A 16959-nucleotide genomic window follows, 5' to 3' on the forward strand; every position below is an offset into this window, starting at 1 on the left:
GGCAATAACGGCGATAATTCCGTCCTGAGCAGTTTGACGGCAATATCGGGGGCGCAAGATGGCGGAAGACAGCGACGCGGAAAAGACAGAAGACGCAAGTCCCAGAAGACTTGAGAAGGCGCGCGAAGAGGGCGACGTTCCCCGTTCGCGCGAACTCGCGACCTTCGCCGTCCTGATGACCGCCGGCGCCGGGCTCTGGATTACCGGCGGCAACCTGGCCGGCCACCTGTCGACGACGCTGGCATCCGGCCTGAGCCTGACCCGTGAACAGGTCTACAACCCGACCGTTCTGATTGAACGCATCGCGAACGACATCGGCGGCGTGCTGCTGGCCTGCCTGCCGCTGGCCTTTGCCATCATGCTGGTCGCCGTCGGCGCGCCGCTGCTGATCGGCGGCTTCAATTTCAGCGCCAAGGCTTTCATGCCGAACTTCATGAAGCTGAACCCGATTAGTGGTCTCGGCAACATGTTCTCCACCAATTCCCTGGTCGAACTCCTGAAGGCCATTGCCAAGACGGTGCTGGTCGGCAGTGTCGCCTGGGTCGTCGTCATGAGCCAGAAGGAAGCCGTCTTCGGCCTGGCCGTCGAACCGCTGGGCGCCGGCACCGGGCACGTGGCCGACCTGATCGCGCACGCTTTTCTGTTCATCGTCGGTTCGCTGGGCGTGGTCGCCCTGATCGACGCGCCGTATCAGCTTTGGCATTACAGCAACAAGCTGAAGATGACGCGCCAGGAAATGATCCAGGAATCGAAGGAATCGGACGGCAATCCTCAGATTAAAGGGAAGATTCGCCAGATGCAGCGGCAAATGGCGCGCAACCGCATGATGCAGAATGTGCCCACTGCTGACGTCGTGGTGACCAACCCGACCCACTATGCGGTGGCGCTGAAATACAGCGACGGCCAGGCGGGCGCGCCGCGCGTAGTCGCCAAGGGCGCCGACGAAGTGGCGGCCAGGATCCGCGAACTGGCGCGCGAGAACAAGGTCGCGCTGCTGGAAGCCCCGGCCCTGGCGCGTGCCCTTTATAAACACACGGAAATCGACGACGAGATCCCGGAAAAGCTGTACTCGGCGGTGGCGGAAGTACTGGCCTATGTCTTCCAGCTGCGCAATTACAGCAAGGTCGGCGGCCATTACCCGGATCGTCCGACGACATTGCCGGTGCCGCCGGAGATGGACCCGCTGAATCCTGCATCGCAAGTCAAACCTGAATAACGGAGCTGTTGAATGAATAGTCTGAGACTGCCTGCCTGGATGGGAGCGATCGGCGCCAAGGGCAATGCCCTGGCCGCGCCGATCCTGATCATCCTGCTGCTGGCGATGATGATCCTGCCGCTGCCGGCCTTCATCCTCGACCTGTTCTTCAGCTTTAATATCGCGCTGTCCGTCATCGTGCTGCTGACCGCGCTGTACACGGTCAAGCCGCTCGACTTCATGGCTTTCCCGGCGATCCTGCTGGTGTCCACGATGCTGCGCCTGTCGCTCAATGTGGCGTCTACTCGCGTTGTCCTGACCGAAGGCCATACCGGCGGCGCGGCGGCCGGTAAAGTCATCGAAGCCTTCGGCCACTTCCTGATCGGCGGCAACTACACGGTCGGTATCGTCGTGTTCGTGATTCTTACCATCATCAACTTCACCGTAGTGACCAAGGGTGCGGGCCGTATCGCCGAAGTCGGCGCGCGCTTCGCCCTGGATGCGATGCCCGGCAAACAGATGGCGATCGACGCCGACCTGAATGCCGGCATGATTGCCGAACCGGAGGCGCGCAAGCGCCGTTCGGAAGTGGCGCAGGAAGCGGAATTCTACGGCGCCATGGACGGTGCCTCGAAATACGTCAAGGGTGACGCCGTGGCCGGCATCATGGTCACCCTGATCAACGTCATCGGCGGCCTGATCGTCGGTATCGTGCAGCACGACATGGCTGCCGGCGAAGCGGCGAAGACCTATACGCTGCTGGCCATCGGTGACGGCCTGGTGGCGCAGATTCCATCGCTCATCATCTCGATTGCGGCCGGTATGGTCGTCTCACGCGTGGCCAACGAGCAGGACATCGGCGGCCAGATGATGGGCCAGCTGTTCGCGAAACCCGAAGTGCTGTACATCACCGGCGGCATCATTGCCGGCATGGGCCTGATCCCCGGCATGCCGAACCTGGTCTTCCTGCTGCTGGGCGGCGTGCTCGGCGGCAGCGGCTATCTGCTGGCCAAGCGTGCCCGGATGGCGCCGGAGCGCCAGGCGCAAGCCGATGCCAGTGAAGCGGCTTCGAGCGCGGAACGTGCGGCCTCGGCCGAGACGGAAGAGGCAACCTGGCAGGACATCATGCCGGTCGACACCCTCGGCCTGGAAGTCGGCTACCGCCTGATTCCGCTGGTCGACAAGACGCAGGGCGGAGAATTGCTCAAGCGTATCAAGGGTATCCGCAAGAAATTCGCCCAGGAGGTCGGCTTCCTGGCCCCGCCCGTGCACATCCGCGACAACCTGGAACTGAAACCGTCCGCCTACCGCATCACCCTGAAGGGCGTGGAAGTGGGCAGCGGCGAGGCGATCAACGGCCAGTTCCTGGCGATCAACCCGGGCATGGCCAGCGGCACGCTGCCGGGCCAGGCGACGACCGATCCGGCCTTCGGGCTGCCGGCGGTGTGGATCGATGCGAGCATGCGCGACGAGGCGCAGAACCTGGGCTATACGGTGGTCGACGCCGGTACCGTGGTGGCGACCCATTTGAACCACCTGATCACGACGCACGCCTCGGAACTGCTGGGCCGCATGGAAGTCCAGGCACTGCTGGATCACCTGGGCAAGGAAACGCCGAAGCTGGTCGAAGACCTGGTGCCGAAAGTGGTGTCGCTGGCGACGCTGCAGAAGGTGCTGCAGAACCTGCTGATCGAAGGCGTGCACATCCGCGACATGCGTACCATCATCGAGACCGTGTCGGAACACGCCGGCGTGCAGGACCCGAGCGACCTGACCGCGCTGGTGCGCATTGCCCTCGGACGGGCGATCGTCCAGCAGCTGTTCCCGGGTACCAACGAGCTGTCCGTGATGACCCTCGACAACCGCCTCGAGCGCCTGCTGATGCAGGCCCTGGGCGCGGGCGGCGACGGCACCGGCATTGAGCCGGGCCTGGCGGACACCATCGCCCAGCAGGCGCACAATGCGGCGCAGCAGCAGGAGGCGATGGGGCATACGCCGGTGCTGCTGGTGCCGGGTCCGCTGCGCGTGCTGCTGTCGCGTTTCCTGCGCCGCGCGCTGCCGCAGCTGAAGGTCTTGTCGCATTCGGAGATTCCGGAGACCAAGACGATTCGCGTGACCAGTTTGGTGGGCGCGGGCTGATCGCACCTTGAATCCGCGTGGGCTCTCCGAGCCCACGCCTTACGCACGCATCCGCGTGCCCAAACCGGCAATTTCTCCCTCTAAATCGAATTAACCCACTTTCCCCATCCTTTTCCCCCGATGCTTGCTCCACGGCATCGTCAATAATCTATCCCATAGACCGGCTGTGTGCGTGCCGGTACCAATCGAATAGAGCAGTGCGGAGAATAAGATGAATGTGAAGAAATTTACAGCGGCAACATCCCGGGAAGCCTTGCGCAAGGTGCGCGATGCGCTGGGACCGGACGCCGTCATCCTCTCGAACCGTGCCGTCGACGGCGTCGTCGAAATCCTGGCGCTGGACAACGACGATGTCGCCTCGCTCGCCGCCCCGGCGCACGGCACCGACATGGCCCAGCCGCAGCCGCGCCTGGACCTGAACGCCTTCGAGCCGGAGGCGCCTGCCTTCGTCAACCGCCGCGGCGCCGCACCCGCCGCCGCCACGCCGGAACAGATCTACGCCAGCCGCCGCGCGCCCCAGCCCGAGCCGGAATTCGCCGCCGCCTTCGCCGGCCGCCGCGCGCCGCACTCCGAAGACCACGAAGCCGACTACAAAGCCGAACACAGCTACGCCAACCGCCGCGCCCCGCAGCCCGAGCCTGCCTTCGACATGGCGGCCATGACCTCGATGATGTCGGCCGCGATCGCCCAGGCCAAGGAATCCGCCGCGCAGGAGATGAGCGGCATGATGAGCGAACTGCGCGCCATGCGCGGCATGATGGAGTCGCAGCTGGCCGAACTGTCCTGGAGCGGCACGCAACAGCGCGAGCCGCAGAAGGCGGTCGTACTGCGCGAGATGCTGGCCGCCGGCTTCTCGGCCTCGCTGTCGCGCTACCTGATCGACAAGATGCCTGCGAATAAGGATGCAGTCGAAGCGATGCGCTGGATCAAGACCGTGCTGGCCCGTAACCTGACGACGATGGCCGACGAAGACACGCTGCTCGACAAGGGCGGCGTGTTCGCCCTGGTCGGCCCGACCGGCGTCGGCAAGACCACCACCACCGCCAAGCTGGCCGCGCGTTGCGTGATGCGCCACGGCCCGGAAAAGCTGGCCCTGATCACCACCGACGCCTACCGTATCGGCGGCCACGAGCAGCTGCGCATCTACGGCAAGATCCTGGGCGTGATGGTGCACTCGGTAAAGGACGAAGCCGACCTGCGTATCGCCTTGAAAGAGCTCAAGAACAAGCACACCGTGCTGATCGATACCATCGGCATGTCGCAGCGCGACCAGATGGTTACCGAACAGGTCGCCATGCTGACCGGCGCCGGCGCCGACGTGAAACGCCTGCTGTGCCTGAACGCCACCTCGACCAACGAAACCCTGGCCGAAGTCGTGCGCGCCTACCAGGGCAGCGGCCTGCACGGCTGCATCATGACCAAGCTCGACGAAGCCGCCTCGATCGGCAACGTGCTCGACGTCGTGATCCGTCAAAAATTGAACCTGCACTACATCTCGAACGGCCAGCGCGTGCCGGAAGACCTGCACCTGGCCGACCGCGCGATGCTGGTCGACCGCGCCTTCCGCAGCCGCCGCGACGCGGCCAACCAGTTTGAAGATGCCGACCTGCCGCTGATGATGGCCCACACCGGCAAGGTGCACCAGGACGAGAGCCTGCGCGAGGTGCGCCTTGGCTAGTTTCGATTTCGACCAGGCCGAAGGCCTGCGCCGGATGCTGGCCGGCGCCCGGCCACGCGTCGTGACCTTTCTTTCCGCGACCCCGAGCGACGACAAGGGCGCGATGCTGGTCAACCTCGGTGCCTCGCTGGCCCAGGCCGGCAATGAAGTCCTGATCGTCGACGCCTGCCAGCGCGAGTATGGCGTGGCGCGCCGCCTCGAGATGGAACGCCACGTCAGCCTGCTGCAGGTGGCACGCCAGGAATGCGCGCTGAACCAGGTGGTGCAGACCGCTTCGCAAGGTTTCAACGTGGCGCTGCTGGCGCGCGACGGCCAGACCCCGGCAAGCGGCAGCGACGAGGCCCGCCGCCTGGCGAAAGCGTTCGACGTATTGGTGAAGAAGCAGGGCGGCATCGTTATCGTCGATGGCGAACTGAACCGCGATGGCGGCTTTGCCGTGCCGCGCCTGGCCGAGTCCGAAATCGTGGTGCAGGTGTCGACCAGCGCCACCTCGATCACGAATGCGTATGGCCTGATCAAACGCCTGGCCCAGGAATTCGGTCGCCGTCCCTTCGGCATCCTGGTCACCGGCGCAAGCGAGGCTGAGGCGAAAGTGGTTTACGATAATATGTCGGCAGCAGCAACTCGTTACCTTGCAGTAAGTTTGAGTTCGATGGGCTCGGTGCCGGCCGACGAATACCTGCACCGCGCCGCACGTCTCGGACGTTCGGTGGTGGATGCCTTCCCGCTGGCCGGGGCCTCGGTGGCCTTCCGCGAGCTGGCAGGGCGCTTTGCCTTGCCGCGCATGCGCCAGGGCGGTGGCGCGCATTTTGGTTCCTAAGAAAAAAGCACAAGCATGTATACCGTCAAAGGGAAAGCGGACAAGAACCATTTGCTCACCGAGCACGCCCCGCTCGTCAAGCGCCTGGCGCACCAGATGAAGGCAAAATTGCCGCCCTCGGTCGAGGTGGACGACCTGATCCAGGCCGGCATGATGGGCCTGCTGGATGCCATCAACCGCTACGAAGACAACCATGGCGCCCAGTTCGAGACCTATGCCGTGCTGCGCATCCGCGGCGCCATGGTCGACGAATTGCGCAGCAACGACTGGATGCCGCGCAGCACGCGTTCGACCATGAAGAAGGTCGAGACGGCCATGACCTCGCTGCAGCAAAAGCTCGGCCGTCCGCCGACCGAGACCGAAGTGGCGAAATCGCTCGACGTCTCGCTCTCGGACTACCAGGAAATGCTGTTCGAAGGCGGCGGCCACCAGCTGGTCTACTACGAGGATTTTCACGATGAAGACGGCAACGACAGCTTCCTCGACCGCTATGCGGTGGACGAGGACGATCCGCTGCGCGCCCTGCTCGACACCGACTTCCGCTCGGCCGTGATCGAGGCCATCGACAGCCTGCCGCCGCGCGAGAAGATCCTGATGGGCCTGTATTACGAAGAAGAGCTGAACCTGAAGGAAATTGGCGCCGTGCTCGGCGTGTCCGAGTCGCGCGTCTCGCAACTGCATACGCAAGCCGTCGCCCGCCTGCGCGCTTCGCTCAAGGAAAAGCTGTGGACTTCGCCAGCCTGATCGGCCTGGCGCTGGCGCTGGCCGGTCTGGTCATCGGGCATACGCTCGACGGCGGGCGTTTCGCCTCCCTGATCCAGCCGGCCGCGTTCGCGATCGTGGTGGTCGGCACCTTCGGCGCCGTGCTGCTGCAATCCGAAGCGCGCGCCTTCCGCCGCGGCATGCACATGCTGCGTTGGGTCTTCTTCCCGCCCAAAAGCCGGCGCCAGCCGCTCGCGCGCGAGATCGCGCTGTGGAGCCATACGGTGCGCCGCGAGGGCCTCCTCTCGCTCGAGCAGTACATGGCCACCAAGGATTTGTTCGTGCAGAAAGGCCTGCGCCTGGTGGTCGACGGTATCACGCCCGAGAAGATCCGCGGGCTGCTGGAAACCGAAGTCACCGCCATCGAATTCGCCGAACGCCAGGCCGCGCGCATCTGGGAATCCGCCGCCGGCTACGCGCCGACGATCGGGATCCTGGGCGCCGTCCTCGGCCTGATCCACGTGATGGAAAACCTGAGCGACCCGTCGCGCCTCGGTTCCGGCATCGCGGTCGCCTTTGTCTCGACCGTCTACGGCGTCGGGCTGGCGAATCTCTTTTTCCTGCCGGTCGGTAACAAACTGAAAGCCATCGTCTCGGACCGGGTCGCGCAATACGAAATCCTGACCGAAGTCTTCCACGACCTGGCGAGCGGCAACCACACGCGCGTGGTCGAGGAACGCGTGGCCAGCCTGCTGGCGAAGCGCTGACATGGCGCGCAAGCGTTACGACGACGAGGAAACCGAAGCGAGCCACGACCGCTGGCTGATTTCCTACGCCGATTTCATTACGCTGCTGTTCGCCTTTTTCGTCGTCATGTACGCCATTTCCGTGGTCAACACCGGCAAGTACAAGGCGCTGTCGGATGCGCTGGGCGATGCCTTCGGCGGCCGTCCCGAAGTGCCGCAGGCCGGCTCCACCATCGAACAGCTTCCCCTGACCAACCTGATCGCGCGCAAGCGGCTTGATGCGGCGCGGCGCGAACGCGAGCGCCTGAACACGCTGGCGCGCGAGCTGAACGCCTCGCTGGCGCCGCTGGTAAAAAACGGGCAGGTGCGCGTGACCCAGACCGGGCGCGGCGTGACGGTCGAGATCAATGCGAAGGTCCTGTTCGAGGAAGGGCAGGCGGTACTCGGCAACGAGGCGCGTGCGACGCTGGGGACCGTGGCCTCCCTGCTGAAAAACGATCCGCATGCGATCCAGGTCGAGGGGCATACCGACAAGCTGCCGATTGCGAACTCCGCGTTTCCGTCGAACTGGGAACTGTCGAGCGTACGCGCAAGCAGCGTGGTGCGCCTGTTTATCGATAGTGGGGTTGCGGCCGAGCGCCTGACTGCGGTCGGGCATGCCGCCAATCAGCCAGTGGCGCCGAACACGGACGAAGCGGGCAGGGTGAGGAACCGAAGGGTGGCGGTGACCATATTGGCAGGCTCTTCAATGTAGGGTGGGCATGAATGCCCACCCTACGGTATCCCGTACAATGGATGACACAACCATATGGAGCTGACCATGCAGCGCAGACTGATTCTGCTGGCCGCATTGTGCGCCGCCAGCCTCTTGCCCGTGTTTGCGGGCGCTGCCGGAGAACCGACCGTGAGCGTAAAACACAGCATCGATGTCGTCACCCCGCCCGGCAAGGTGCTGGTCGAGCTGACCTTCATCAACCAGGGCACGATGACGGTCTGGATTCCGCGCGAACTGGCCACCGGGAAGGAGTTGACGGGGCCGCGTTTCGACGTGCGCGACGCCAGCGGCCGGCCGGTTCCCTACACGGGGAAAATGGTCAAGCGCGCCGCGCTCACGGGCGCCGACTACCAGCCGCTGGAGCCGGGGAAGATGCTGATGAATACGATCGACATCACCCACACCTATGCCTTCGCCAAGGGCCGGCACAACTACAACATCGGCTACACCGGTCCGGTGCTGGGCGACATCAGGCAACTCGACAAGCCGACTGAATTTGCCGCCCGCCCGGTCTCGTTCATTTCGAATCTTAAATAGGAAAAATCGGACCGGCAGGATTGTTCCTGCGGGTCCGATTTTTTTGATCCTTTCTTCTTAGTTCAGCGCCGGGGTGTTCTCGCCGAAGTATTCGTGCGAGTCGGCATTGTCGACGGCCAGGTCCGGATCGCTGATCGCCAGGCTGGCGGCGCCGCTCTGTCCGTAGACGTGGTCGTCCGTGCCGGCCACGACATTGAAGTGGCTCATCTCATGCACCAGGGTGCCGCCCTTCGAGTCGGTACCGGTCATCGGCGCCGTCCAGAAGGCCTTGCAGACATAGATGCGGTAGGGCTGGGTCGGATACACGTAGGCGTAGTAGTTCTGGTTGCAGCCGCAATCGACGACGACCGACTTGGTGTCGAAGGCGTCCTTGATGGCCGTGAAGTGCGACTTGATGGTCGCCTGGCGGGTCGAGGTGACGGTGCCGAACCACTTGGTGTAGCGTGGGCCCATCGTCGCATTCGCCATGTAGGTGACGCCGCTGCCGGACATCGTTTTCGCGGCGGAGATCGCCGAGGCGATCGTGGTCTGCTGCGAAGCGGTGCACGAAGCGTAGCTCAGGCCGGCCGGGGTCACGGTGCCGCCGCCGCCGGGTTGCTTGAGCGCTTGCATGATCTCGGAGTTCGAACCGCGCGGCAGGCGGCCTTCGATGTAGAAGGAGGCCGCATCCGATTGCAGTTCGCCGATGTCGTTGGCGGCAGCGCGGCCGTTATTCGCGGGCAGGAACAGGTCCGGCGACGCGGTGCGGTAGCGGATCGCATAGTCGCCGCTGACGCTCATGTCGTACAGCGAGGACAGCTCGACCTTTACCGTGTGCGAGGCGCCGGGTTTGAGCAGGTAGTAGTCGGCCTGGGTCGGCTTGGCGCGCTTGATCAGGGCGCCGGTGTAGGCAACCTTCGCGCCGTCGCGCGTGATGTCGAACAGCGGGGCGGAGAGTCCGTCGAAGGGCGTGCGCGCCTTGAGCACGTATTGCGGGGTGGACGAGGTGTTGGTCAGGGTCACGTTGACGTAGACGTTGTCGCTCGCCCCGTGCATGGCCTTCTCGGGTGCCACGGTCACTTTCACACCGTTCGACCCTGCATGCGCGCCGACGGCGACGCCCAGTGCTGCGATACCGAATGCCGATTTCCAGATGCTGTTCCAGCTCATGTGTGATTCTCCGTATGTAGTTTGTCGTGGCCTTGTGGGCCATTCTTTTGACAAGTTTTCGCCCAAAACTTGACTTCAATCTAACGAAAACTCACCCCCATACTGATCAATTCGTGAACCGAGATCAATGCAAATCGGATGGTTTGTGGCGTCGCTTGGCTAAAAAGTCACAATGATGTAATTCCTTTACGCTGCGCTGGATTTCTCCAATCAGGCGTGCTAGCACGTATAGACGAGTAACGTTAATTCAGCGGCGGTGAGTTTTCGCCGAAGTATTCGTGGGAATCGGCATTGTTGACCGCACGTTGCGGCGCCGTGCGCGCCATTTCGGCCGCCGCCTGCTGGCCATACACATGGTCATCGGTGCCGGCGACCACGTCGAAATGGCTCATCTCGTGTACCAGGGTGCCGCCTTTCGAGTCGGTTCCCAGCAGCGGCGCGCTCCAGAAGGCATTGCAGACCCAGATCGTGTACGGCTGGGCCGGATAGACATAGGCGAAGTAATCCTCGTCGCAGGCGCAATCGACTTTCACGGGCCTGGTCTCGAATGCATCCTTGATGGCCGTGAAATGCTCCCTGACCGTCGCCTGGCGCGCCGCGTCGAGGGCGCCGAACCAGTTCGTGTAGCGCTGGGCCTGCTCCTTGCCGCCCGTCAGGTAGGCATGGCCGTTGGCCGCCATCGCGCTGCCGGCGGCGAGGGCGCCCGCGATCGTGTCCTGCTGGGCGTTCGAGCAGTGGGCATAGCTTAAGCCGCTACCCGCCGGTTCGGCCAGCAGCGGGGTGCTGGTCCCGCGCGGCAGGCGGCCCTCGATGAAGAAGACGGCCGTGTTCGAAGTGACGGCGCCGGATGCGAGGACGGATGCCGCCGCCGCGCCGCGGTAGCGCACGGCGTACGAACCGGTCGCCGCCATGTCGTAGGCGTTCGACAATTCGACGCGCGCGCTGCGGCTTTCGCCTGGCGCGAGCAGAACGGTGTCGGCCTCCCTGGGCGGCGCGCGTTTCACTTTGCGGCCGAGATAGCGCACCGGCTGGCCGTCGCGCGTGATCTCGAACAGGGCGGTCTCGGGTGGGCCGAAGGGCGTGCGCCCCTTGGCGATGCGCTCGGGCGCGGCGCCGGTGTTGGTCAGTGTCACTGTCACGATCACTTCGTCGCGCTTGCCGAGCGCGGCGCGTTCGGGCGTGATGGTGATGGCGATGCCGGCGTGGGCGGGCAGGGCGCTGGCGAGCAGCAGGGTGGCGATGGTGGTGCGGTGCATGGATTCCTCCGTCAGGTAATGACAATCAGGAATACTTTCCGCTTGTTATCTACGGGGAGTTTGCGTTGCGGCAAAGGTAGGCTTGGGCGACTGGACCCTGAAACGATAACGGCCGCATCAGCGGCCGTTGTCGAAGAGAGAAGGGGTTACTTTAGCCGACCACGAAGCGCCGCGACGGTGCGCTGCCGAAAGTCTGGCCTTTGGCGCCGTACAGCGTCGATTCGGGCGCCGCGGTCGGGGTGCGCAAGGCATTGAGCACGGTCTGGTTATGCGCCATCTGGCGGTTGATCAGCATGCCGTTGACGCGGTTCAGTTCCTTGGCCTCGGCGGTGAGGGCCAGCAACCCGGTCCAGGCAGAGCGAGCGGCCTCGTCGCCGTGGGCGGCCAGCCAGGGTTCCATGCCTGCTTCCGAGGTGAGGAAGCCGGCGTTGCCGAGCGCGCCATGGCGCTCGCGCGACAATTGCGCCAGCTCCTGCACCAGCGCCACCTTGCGTGGGGTGATCCCGGCCAGTCCGTCCGCATCCGCCGCCACCAGGAACTGCTGCTCCTGCTTCATCAATTCCACCAGCGCGGTCATGCGCTCGTGTTCTGCGGGGAGGGTGGCGTGCGGACGGGTCATGGGTCGTTATCGGTTGCGTGAGTGGAGCAGGTCGCGCACGGTGTCGAGCAAGCCGTCCGCGATTCGTTCGGAATTCACTTGGAACTGCCCATCGGCAATTGCAAGTTTGATACGTTCAACTTTCTTGGCATCGAAGACCTGGCTCGTGCTCGAGGTGCCGCCGGCGGCCTGCGCCTGCGACGACAAACGCACACTGTCGGTCTGTGCCGGGGCAGCAGCTGCCGCGGCCTTTTCGGCCTGCCTGGCATTGGCTGCCGTGGTATTCGGCAGCTGTTGGCTCTGGGCGCCTTTGAGGGTATCGTTAATTTTCACAGCATCATCCTTCTCTGTTCGGAGCAGGAACTCCGGGATCTGCAGTGTGTAACGGCGGTTCGCCGCCAAACTTTAGCGCAGATCGCAAATAAAAGATGTTTTTTTAAAAACAAGCCCGGCAGTGGCGCCCCCGACGCCACGCGCGCTTTTTTACAGTGTCACCTCGACGATGCCGCCATTGCGCGCCGTGCCGCTGATGATCGCCCCGCGCGGGGTGCGCACCTGTACGACCTGGCCCTCACCGGCGTTGCCGATCGCCTTGCCTTCGCCCGAAACCGAAAAATTTTCGCCGCGCGAGACGATGCGCACCGCCTGGTTTTGCTGCACCACCGGTTTCGATTTCAAGCTGTCCAGGCGCAGCGGCGTGCCGGCCGGCAGCGAGACCGTCGGCGTGCGGCCGATCGCCTGCGCCATATCCGTGATGATCCCGTTCGGCATGGCCGCGATATCGCCCTGCATTGTCGTCAGCTGGCCGGCGTCGATCGCCTGGCCCTGGGCCAGCGGCACGGCCGCGGTGACGTAATCGGCGACCACGCTCACCTGGGCCTGCAGGAACATCGTCCAGACGGGGGCCGTGCAACGCACGCCGACCGTGGTCTTGCCCCAGGGCCGGGCGCCCGGCTGCTGGAATGCTTCCGGCGCAGGGCAGGCGGCCAGCGACAGGCGCGGGTCGACCGCACCGATTTTCACCGTCACCTTGCCCGGCTGGCCGGCGCTTTGCGTTTGCAGGAAATTTTCGGCCAGCTTGCGCAGCGCGGCGCCATCCTGGCGCGCACCGCCCTGGGCCAGGGCCAGAGGCGCAGCCAGCAGTAAGAGTGAAAACAGCTTGAAATTCTTGAACATGGCGAACCAGCCCTTTCTCGATGGCTGCCATCTTAGGCCTCCTGATGCCACAGCGAAACTTTGAATAGGAGGGGGTTGGGGGTGCTTATCCTTCGATTGGCTTTTGTTGCTCAAACGTATGATTCACGCTGTCCCAACAAGAAATCAGCCCGGAGGCGGCATGATCGGCAAACTCGACAACTACCTACGCTTCAACGAAACCGCGCTCTCCCTGCGAGCCCAGCGCCAGGAACTGATCGCGTCCAACATCGCCAATGCCGACACGCCGAACTTCAAGGCGCGCGACATCGACTTCGCCAGCGCCATGCAGGGCGCGCTCGCCAAGGCGAACCCGGCCGCGGCGAATCCGCTGGCCGCCACCAACAAAGGCCACATCCAGCCCGCGGCCGACGGTAAAGCGCTGCCGGACGGCACGCCTGTCTTGTACCGCGGCGTGGTGCAGGGGGCAGTCGACGGCAATACGGTCGACATGGACGTCGAGCGCAACCAGTTCGCCGACAACGCGCTGCGCTACGAAGCGGGCATCACGATGATCAACCACCAGATCCGCGGCCTGATGGCGGCGATCCAGAACGGGCAGTAATCATGTCGCTCTTCAACATTTTCAACGTCTCCGGCTCGGCCATGAGTGCCCAGGCCCAGCGCCTGAACACGGTCGCCAGCAACCTCGCCAACGTCGACAGCGCCACCTCGAGTACCGGCGAAGCCTACCGCGCCAAGCAGGTCGTCTTCGAAGCGGTGCCGATGGCCACCGGCGGCACCGGCGTCAAGGTCAAGGAAGTCGTGAACGATCCGTCGCCTTTGAAACAGGTCTACGACCCCAAGCATCCGATGGCCGACGACAAGGGCTATGTCTCGATGCCGAACGTGAACCCGGTGGACGAGATGGTGAACATGCTGTCGGCTTCGCGTTCCTACCAGAACAACGTCGAAACGATGAATGCGGCCAAGAGCATGCTGCTCAAAACTCTCACCCTGGGTCAATAATCACCATGTCCACCGTTAATTCCGCCACCGGCGGCAGCACCTCGATCACCGACCTGATGTCGACCATGAACGCCAAGAAGGCGGACGCGGCCGACAGCGTCCAGGCCGACACCGACAAGTTCATGACCCTGCTCGTGACGCAGCTGAAGAACCAGGATCCGCTGAACCCGCTCGACAACGCCCAGGTGACCAGCCAGCTGGCCCAGCTGCAGACCGTGACCGGCGTGAACAAGCTCAACGAAACGCTGGAAACCCTGAAGTCGAGCTACCAGTCGAGCGAATCGATGCAGGCAACCAACCTGATCGGCCACGGCGTGCTGGTCGAGGGGAACACCCTGAAGCTCACCGGCGGCAAGTCGGTCTTCGGCGTCGACCTCGCCACCGACGCCGACAACGTGCAGGTGGTCGTCACCGACCCGCGCACCGGCAAGGACGTGGCCACGATCGAGCTCGGCGCCGCCGAGGCGGGCGCCATGCCGCTGGCCTGGGACGGCAGCAGCGACAGCGTCGACGCCGCCATGCTGGCCGACGGCAAGTACAGCTTCCGCGTCGTCGCTACCCGAGGCGGTCAGCCGCTGACCGACGTGAAAGCCCTGACGCTCGACACGGTCGCCAGCGTCAGCACGAATTCGAAGGACGGCGTCAAGCTGAACCTCGCCAGTAAGGGTGCCATCACCCTGGCCGATATCCATCAAGTCCTCTAATCTGAGTTTAGGAGCATCACATGTCTTTCCAACAAGGCCTGAGCGGCTTGAACGGCGCAGCCAAATCGCTGGACGTCATCGGTAACAACATCGCCAACGCCAGCACGGTCGGCTTCAAGGGCGCCCAGGCGCAATTCGCCGACGTCTACGCCAGCTCGCTGAACGGCGCCGGCGGCGTGACGGCCGGTATCGGTACCAAGGTGTCGACGATCGCCCAGCAGTTCACGCAGGGCAATATCGAATCCTCGAACAACTCGCTCGACGTCGCCATCAACGGCCAGGGCTTCTTCCGTACCGTGTCCTCCGGCCTGGTGCAGTACACCCGCAACGGCCAGTTCTCGCTCGACAAGGACGGCTACATGACGAATGCGCAAGGCGCCAAACTGACCGGCTACAGTACCGGTCCGAACGGCGATATCCTGGCCGGCGCGCCAACGCCCGTGCAGATCAGCACCAGCGACATCAAGCCGGTCTCGACCACCAAGGTCGGGATCGAGATGAACCTCGATTCGCGCGTTGCCTCGCCAGCCGTGATGCCCTTCGACGCCACCGACCCGAACAGCTACAACAAGCAGTCGCCGGTCGACGTCTACGACACCCTGGGCAACCCGCACGTGCTGTCGACCTTCTATGTGAAGAACGGTTCCGGCACCTGGGACGTGTACGCGGCCAACGACGGCACCGAAGTGACCAACCTGAAAGTGGCCCAGGCATCGCAGGCCGACGCGGCGAGCACGGCGGCACGTGCTGCGTGGGATGCGGCGACCAAGGCCGTCCCGCCGGTGGCGGCGACGATCGCGACCGCGCTGGCCAACTATGCCAATGCGGCATCGGCCGCGGTATCGGGCGCCGCCGGTACGGCCGGCGCCGACGCCGCCACCCAGGCGGCGATCGTGGCCGCCGGCACCGACGCGGCGAAAGTGGCGGGCTACAGCCCGGACCAGGTCGACAAGGCGATCATGGCCTCGGTCAAGGTGCCCGCAATCCCGGTCGGCACCCTGCGCTTCGATGAAAACGGTGCCCTGAACGCCGCGACCACGGCCAACGGCGGCAAGTTCGGCATCGACCTGCCAATTTACCCGTCGACCGGTTCCGAGCCGACCCAGACGATGGAAATCGCCTTCACCGGCACCACGCAATACGGCACCGCGACCAGCGACAAGAAGCTGGTCCAGGACGGCTACACGGCCGGCCACCTGCAGCGCTTCTCGATCGGTAAAGAGGGCATCATCCTCGGCCAGTACAGCAACGGCCAATCGAAGCCGCTGGGGCAGGTCGTGCTGGCGAACTTCGCCAACAGCAATGGCCTGGAACCGCTCGGCAACAACGCCTGGGCCGAATCGGCCAATTCCGGCACGCCGCTGATCGGCACCCCGAATTCGGGCAGCTTCGGCGTGATGCAATCGTCGGCGGTCGAGACCTCGAACGTCGACCTGACGGCGGAACTGGTCAACATGATCACCGCGCAGCGCGTGTACCAGGCGAATGCGCAGACGATCAAGACGCAGGATTCGGTGTTGCAGACCCTGGTCAGCATGCGTTAATCGTTGAAATGAGTTCGCCGGGCGTCAACCGGTGAACGCGTGGGCACGGAGTGCCCACCCTACCTTACTTGCTACGAACGGTGGTGCACCGTAGGGTGGGCTCTCGAGCCCACGCGTGGATACAGCAGCAAGTCGAAACGCATCGCCCGGACACGAGACGAAGGAAACAATCAATGGATCGCTTAATCTACACCGCCGCCTCCGGCGCCAAGCACATCCTCGAGCAGCAGGCCACGACCTCGAACAACATGGCCAACCTGAACACTACAGGTTTCCGTGCCCAGCTCGACACCTTCCGCGCCGTGCCGGTGCAAAGCGAAGGCCTGCCGACGCGCGCCTTCGTCGTCAACAACACCGTAGGCGCCGATTTCAACGCAGGCCCGCTGCAAGTGACGGGCCGCGACCTCGACGTCGCCATCAAGGGCCCGGGCTGGATCGCCGTGCAGAACGCCGACGGCAGCGAAGCCTACACGCGCAACGGCGCCCTGCAGATGAGCCCGAACGGCGTGCTGACCACCACCTCCGGCCAGACCATCGCGGGCGAGGGCGGTCCGATCACGATCCCGCCGGACGTGACGGTCACGGTCGGCGGCGACGGCACGATTTCCACGGTGTCGAATGCCGAACGTCCGGCCGCGCCGGTGATCCTGGGCCGCATCAAGCTGGTGAACCCGCCTGAAAAGGACCTGGTGCGCGGCGACGACGGCCTGTTCCGCCTGAAGGATGGCGCCCCGGCCCAGCCGGACGCGGGCGTGCGCGTCGCGGGCGGCGCCCTGGAAGGCAGCAACGTGAATGCAGTCGATGCCATGGTGTCAATGATCGGTCTCGCGCGCTCCTTCGAGACGCAAATGAGCCTGATGAAGAACGCCGAGAATAACGCCGCGAAAGCCAGTCAGATCCTTGCTTTGACTTAACTGTTTCTCCAGCATAATTCTCCTATACGCGGCGGCTCT

The 16959-nt window shown here is 64.2% G+C and carries 18 protein-coding genes; 13 read left to right on the forward strand and 5 right to left on the reverse strand.

The genetic code is table 11. The features are described from left to right. Positions 1-58 precede the first annotated feature (58 nt). The 8 genes from flhB to LPB04_RS10935 all read left to right on the forward strand — a co-directional run bounded on the left by flhB (position 59) and on the right by LPB04_RS10935 (position 8592). Entirely contained in the window at positions 59-1216 is a 1158-nt protein-coding gene (flhB, locus tag LPB04_RS10900; RefSeq protein ID WP_193688679.1) for a flagellar biosynthesis protein FlhB, read from the forward strand. A 12-nt stretch (positions 1217-1228) separates the two neighbouring features. Beyond that, positions 1229-3334, forward strand: a complete 2106-nt coding sequence (flhA, locus tag LPB04_RS10905) for a flagellar biosynthesis protein FlhA (RefSeq protein ID WP_193688680.1) — start codon at positions 1229-1231, stop codon at positions 3332-3334. A gap of 211 nt (positions 3335-3545) precedes the next feature. Beyond that, positions 3546-5012: a flagellar biosynthesis protein FlhF gene (gene flhF / locus LPB04_RS10910; RefSeq protein ID WP_193688681.1), complete on the forward strand. Its 1467-nt coding sequence runs from the start codon at positions 3546-3548 to the stop codon at positions 5010-5012. Further along, complete coding sequence (locus tag LPB04_RS10915) at positions 5005-5832, forward strand: MinD/ParA family ATP-binding protein (RefSeq protein WP_193688682.1); 828 nt, start codon at positions 5005-5007, stop codon at positions 5830-5832. The genes flhF and LPB04_RS10915 overlap by 8 nt, the downstream gene beginning before the upstream one ends. Positions 5833-5847: 15 nt before the next feature. Continuing rightward, positions 5848-6576, forward strand: coding sequence for an RNA polymerase sigma factor FliA (locus LPB04_RS10920; protein WP_193688683.1), 729 nt, complete (start codon positions 5848-5850; stop codon positions 6574-6576). Further along, positions 6558-7301 carry a flagellar motor protein gene (locus tag LPB04_RS10925; protein ID WP_193688684.1) on the forward strand — a complete coding sequence of 248 codons (744 nt, stop codon included), beginning with the start codon at positions 6558-6560 and terminating at the stop codon, positions 7299-7301. Before LPB04_RS10920 ends, LPB04_RS10925 begins: the two co-directional genes overlap by 19 nt. 1 nt (position 7302) lies before the next feature. Then, positions 7303-8034: a flagellar motor protein MotD gene (gene motD / locus LPB04_RS10930; protein ID WP_193688685.1), complete on the forward strand. Its 732-nt coding sequence runs from the start codon at positions 7303-7305 to the stop codon at positions 8032-8034. A 66-nt stretch (positions 8035-8100) separates the two neighbouring features. Continuing rightward, positions 8101-8592, forward strand: coding sequence for a hypothetical protein (locus LPB04_RS10935; RefSeq protein WP_193688686.1), 492 nt, complete (start codon positions 8101-8103; stop codon positions 8590-8592). A 57-nt stretch (positions 8593-8649) separates the two neighbouring features. On the opposite strand, the gene LPB04_RS10940 is transcribed toward LPB04_RS10935, so the two are convergent. The 5 genes from LPB04_RS10940 to flgA all read right to left on the reverse strand — a co-directional run bounded on the left by LPB04_RS10940 (position 8650) and on the right by flgA (position 12771). Next, positions 8650-9741, reverse strand: a complete 1092-nt coding sequence (locus tag LPB04_RS10940) for a M35 family metallo-endopeptidase (protein ID WP_193688687.1) — start codon at positions 9739-9741, stop codon at positions 8650-8652. Between the two features lie 242 nt (positions 9742-9983). After that, entirely contained in the window at positions 9984-10997 is a 1014-nt protein-coding gene (locus LPB04_RS10945) for a M35 family metallo-endopeptidase (RefSeq protein WP_193688688.1), read from the reverse strand. 151 nt (positions 10998-11148) lie between these two features. Further along, positions 11149-11616: a flagella synthesis protein FlgN gene (locus LPB04_RS10950; RefSeq protein ID WP_193688689.1), complete on the reverse strand. Its 468-nt coding sequence runs from the start codon at positions 11614-11616 to the stop codon at positions 11149-11151. 6 nt (positions 11617-11622) lie between these two features. Further along, positions 11623-11928 (reverse strand): flagellar biosynthesis anti-sigma factor FlgM, encoded by a 306-nt coding sequence (gene flgM / locus LPB04_RS10955; protein ID WP_193688690.1) that lies wholly within the window; start codon positions 11926-11928, stop codon positions 11623-11625. Positions 11929-12078: 150 nt separating this feature from the next. Further along, positions 12079-12771 (reverse strand): flagellar basal body P-ring formation chaperone FlgA, encoded by a 693-nt coding sequence (gene flgA, locus LPB04_RS10960; protein WP_193688691.1) that lies wholly within the window; start codon positions 12769-12771, stop codon positions 12079-12081. Between the two features lie 160 nt (positions 12772-12931). Here flgA and flgB point away from each other — a divergent pair, with 160 nt between their 5' ends. From flgB to flgF, 5 genes are all read left to right on the forward strand, one after another. Next, the gene (flgB, locus tag LPB04_RS10965; protein ID WP_193688692.1) at positions 12932-13354 is read left to right on the forward strand and encodes a flagellar basal body rod protein FlgB; all 423 of its coding nucleotides are present in this window, start codon (positions 12932-12934) and stop codon (positions 13352-13354) included. A gap of 2 nt (positions 13355-13356) precedes the next feature. Next, a complete protein-coding gene (gene flgC, locus LPB04_RS10970; protein WP_193688693.1) occupies positions 13357-13758 on the forward strand; it encodes a flagellar basal body rod protein FlgC in 402 nt (133 codons plus the stop codon). Between the two features lie 5 nt (positions 13759-13763). Then, positions 13764-14462 carry a flagellar hook assembly protein FlgD gene (locus tag LPB04_RS10975; protein ID WP_193688694.1) on the forward strand — a complete coding sequence of 233 codons (699 nt, stop codon included), beginning with the start codon at positions 13764-13766 and terminating at the stop codon, positions 14460-14462. Between the two features lie 20 nt (positions 14463-14482). Then, positions 14483-16006 (forward strand): flagellar hook protein FlgE, encoded by a 1524-nt coding sequence (locus LPB04_RS10980; RefSeq protein WP_193688695.1) that lies wholly within the window; start codon positions 14483-14485, stop codon positions 16004-16006. A gap of 173 nt (positions 16007-16179) precedes the next feature. Beyond that, entirely contained in the window at positions 16180-16920 is a 741-nt protein-coding gene (gene flgF / locus LPB04_RS10985; RefSeq protein ID WP_193688696.1) for a flagellar basal-body rod protein FlgF, read from the forward strand. The last annotated feature ends 39 nt before the right edge of the window (positions 16921-16959 follow it).

The organism is Massilia litorea (genome assembly GCF_015101885.1).
Taxonomy (GTDB): domain Bacteria; phylum Pseudomonadota; class Gammaproteobacteria; order Burkholderiales; family Burkholderiaceae_D; genus Telluria; species Telluria litorea.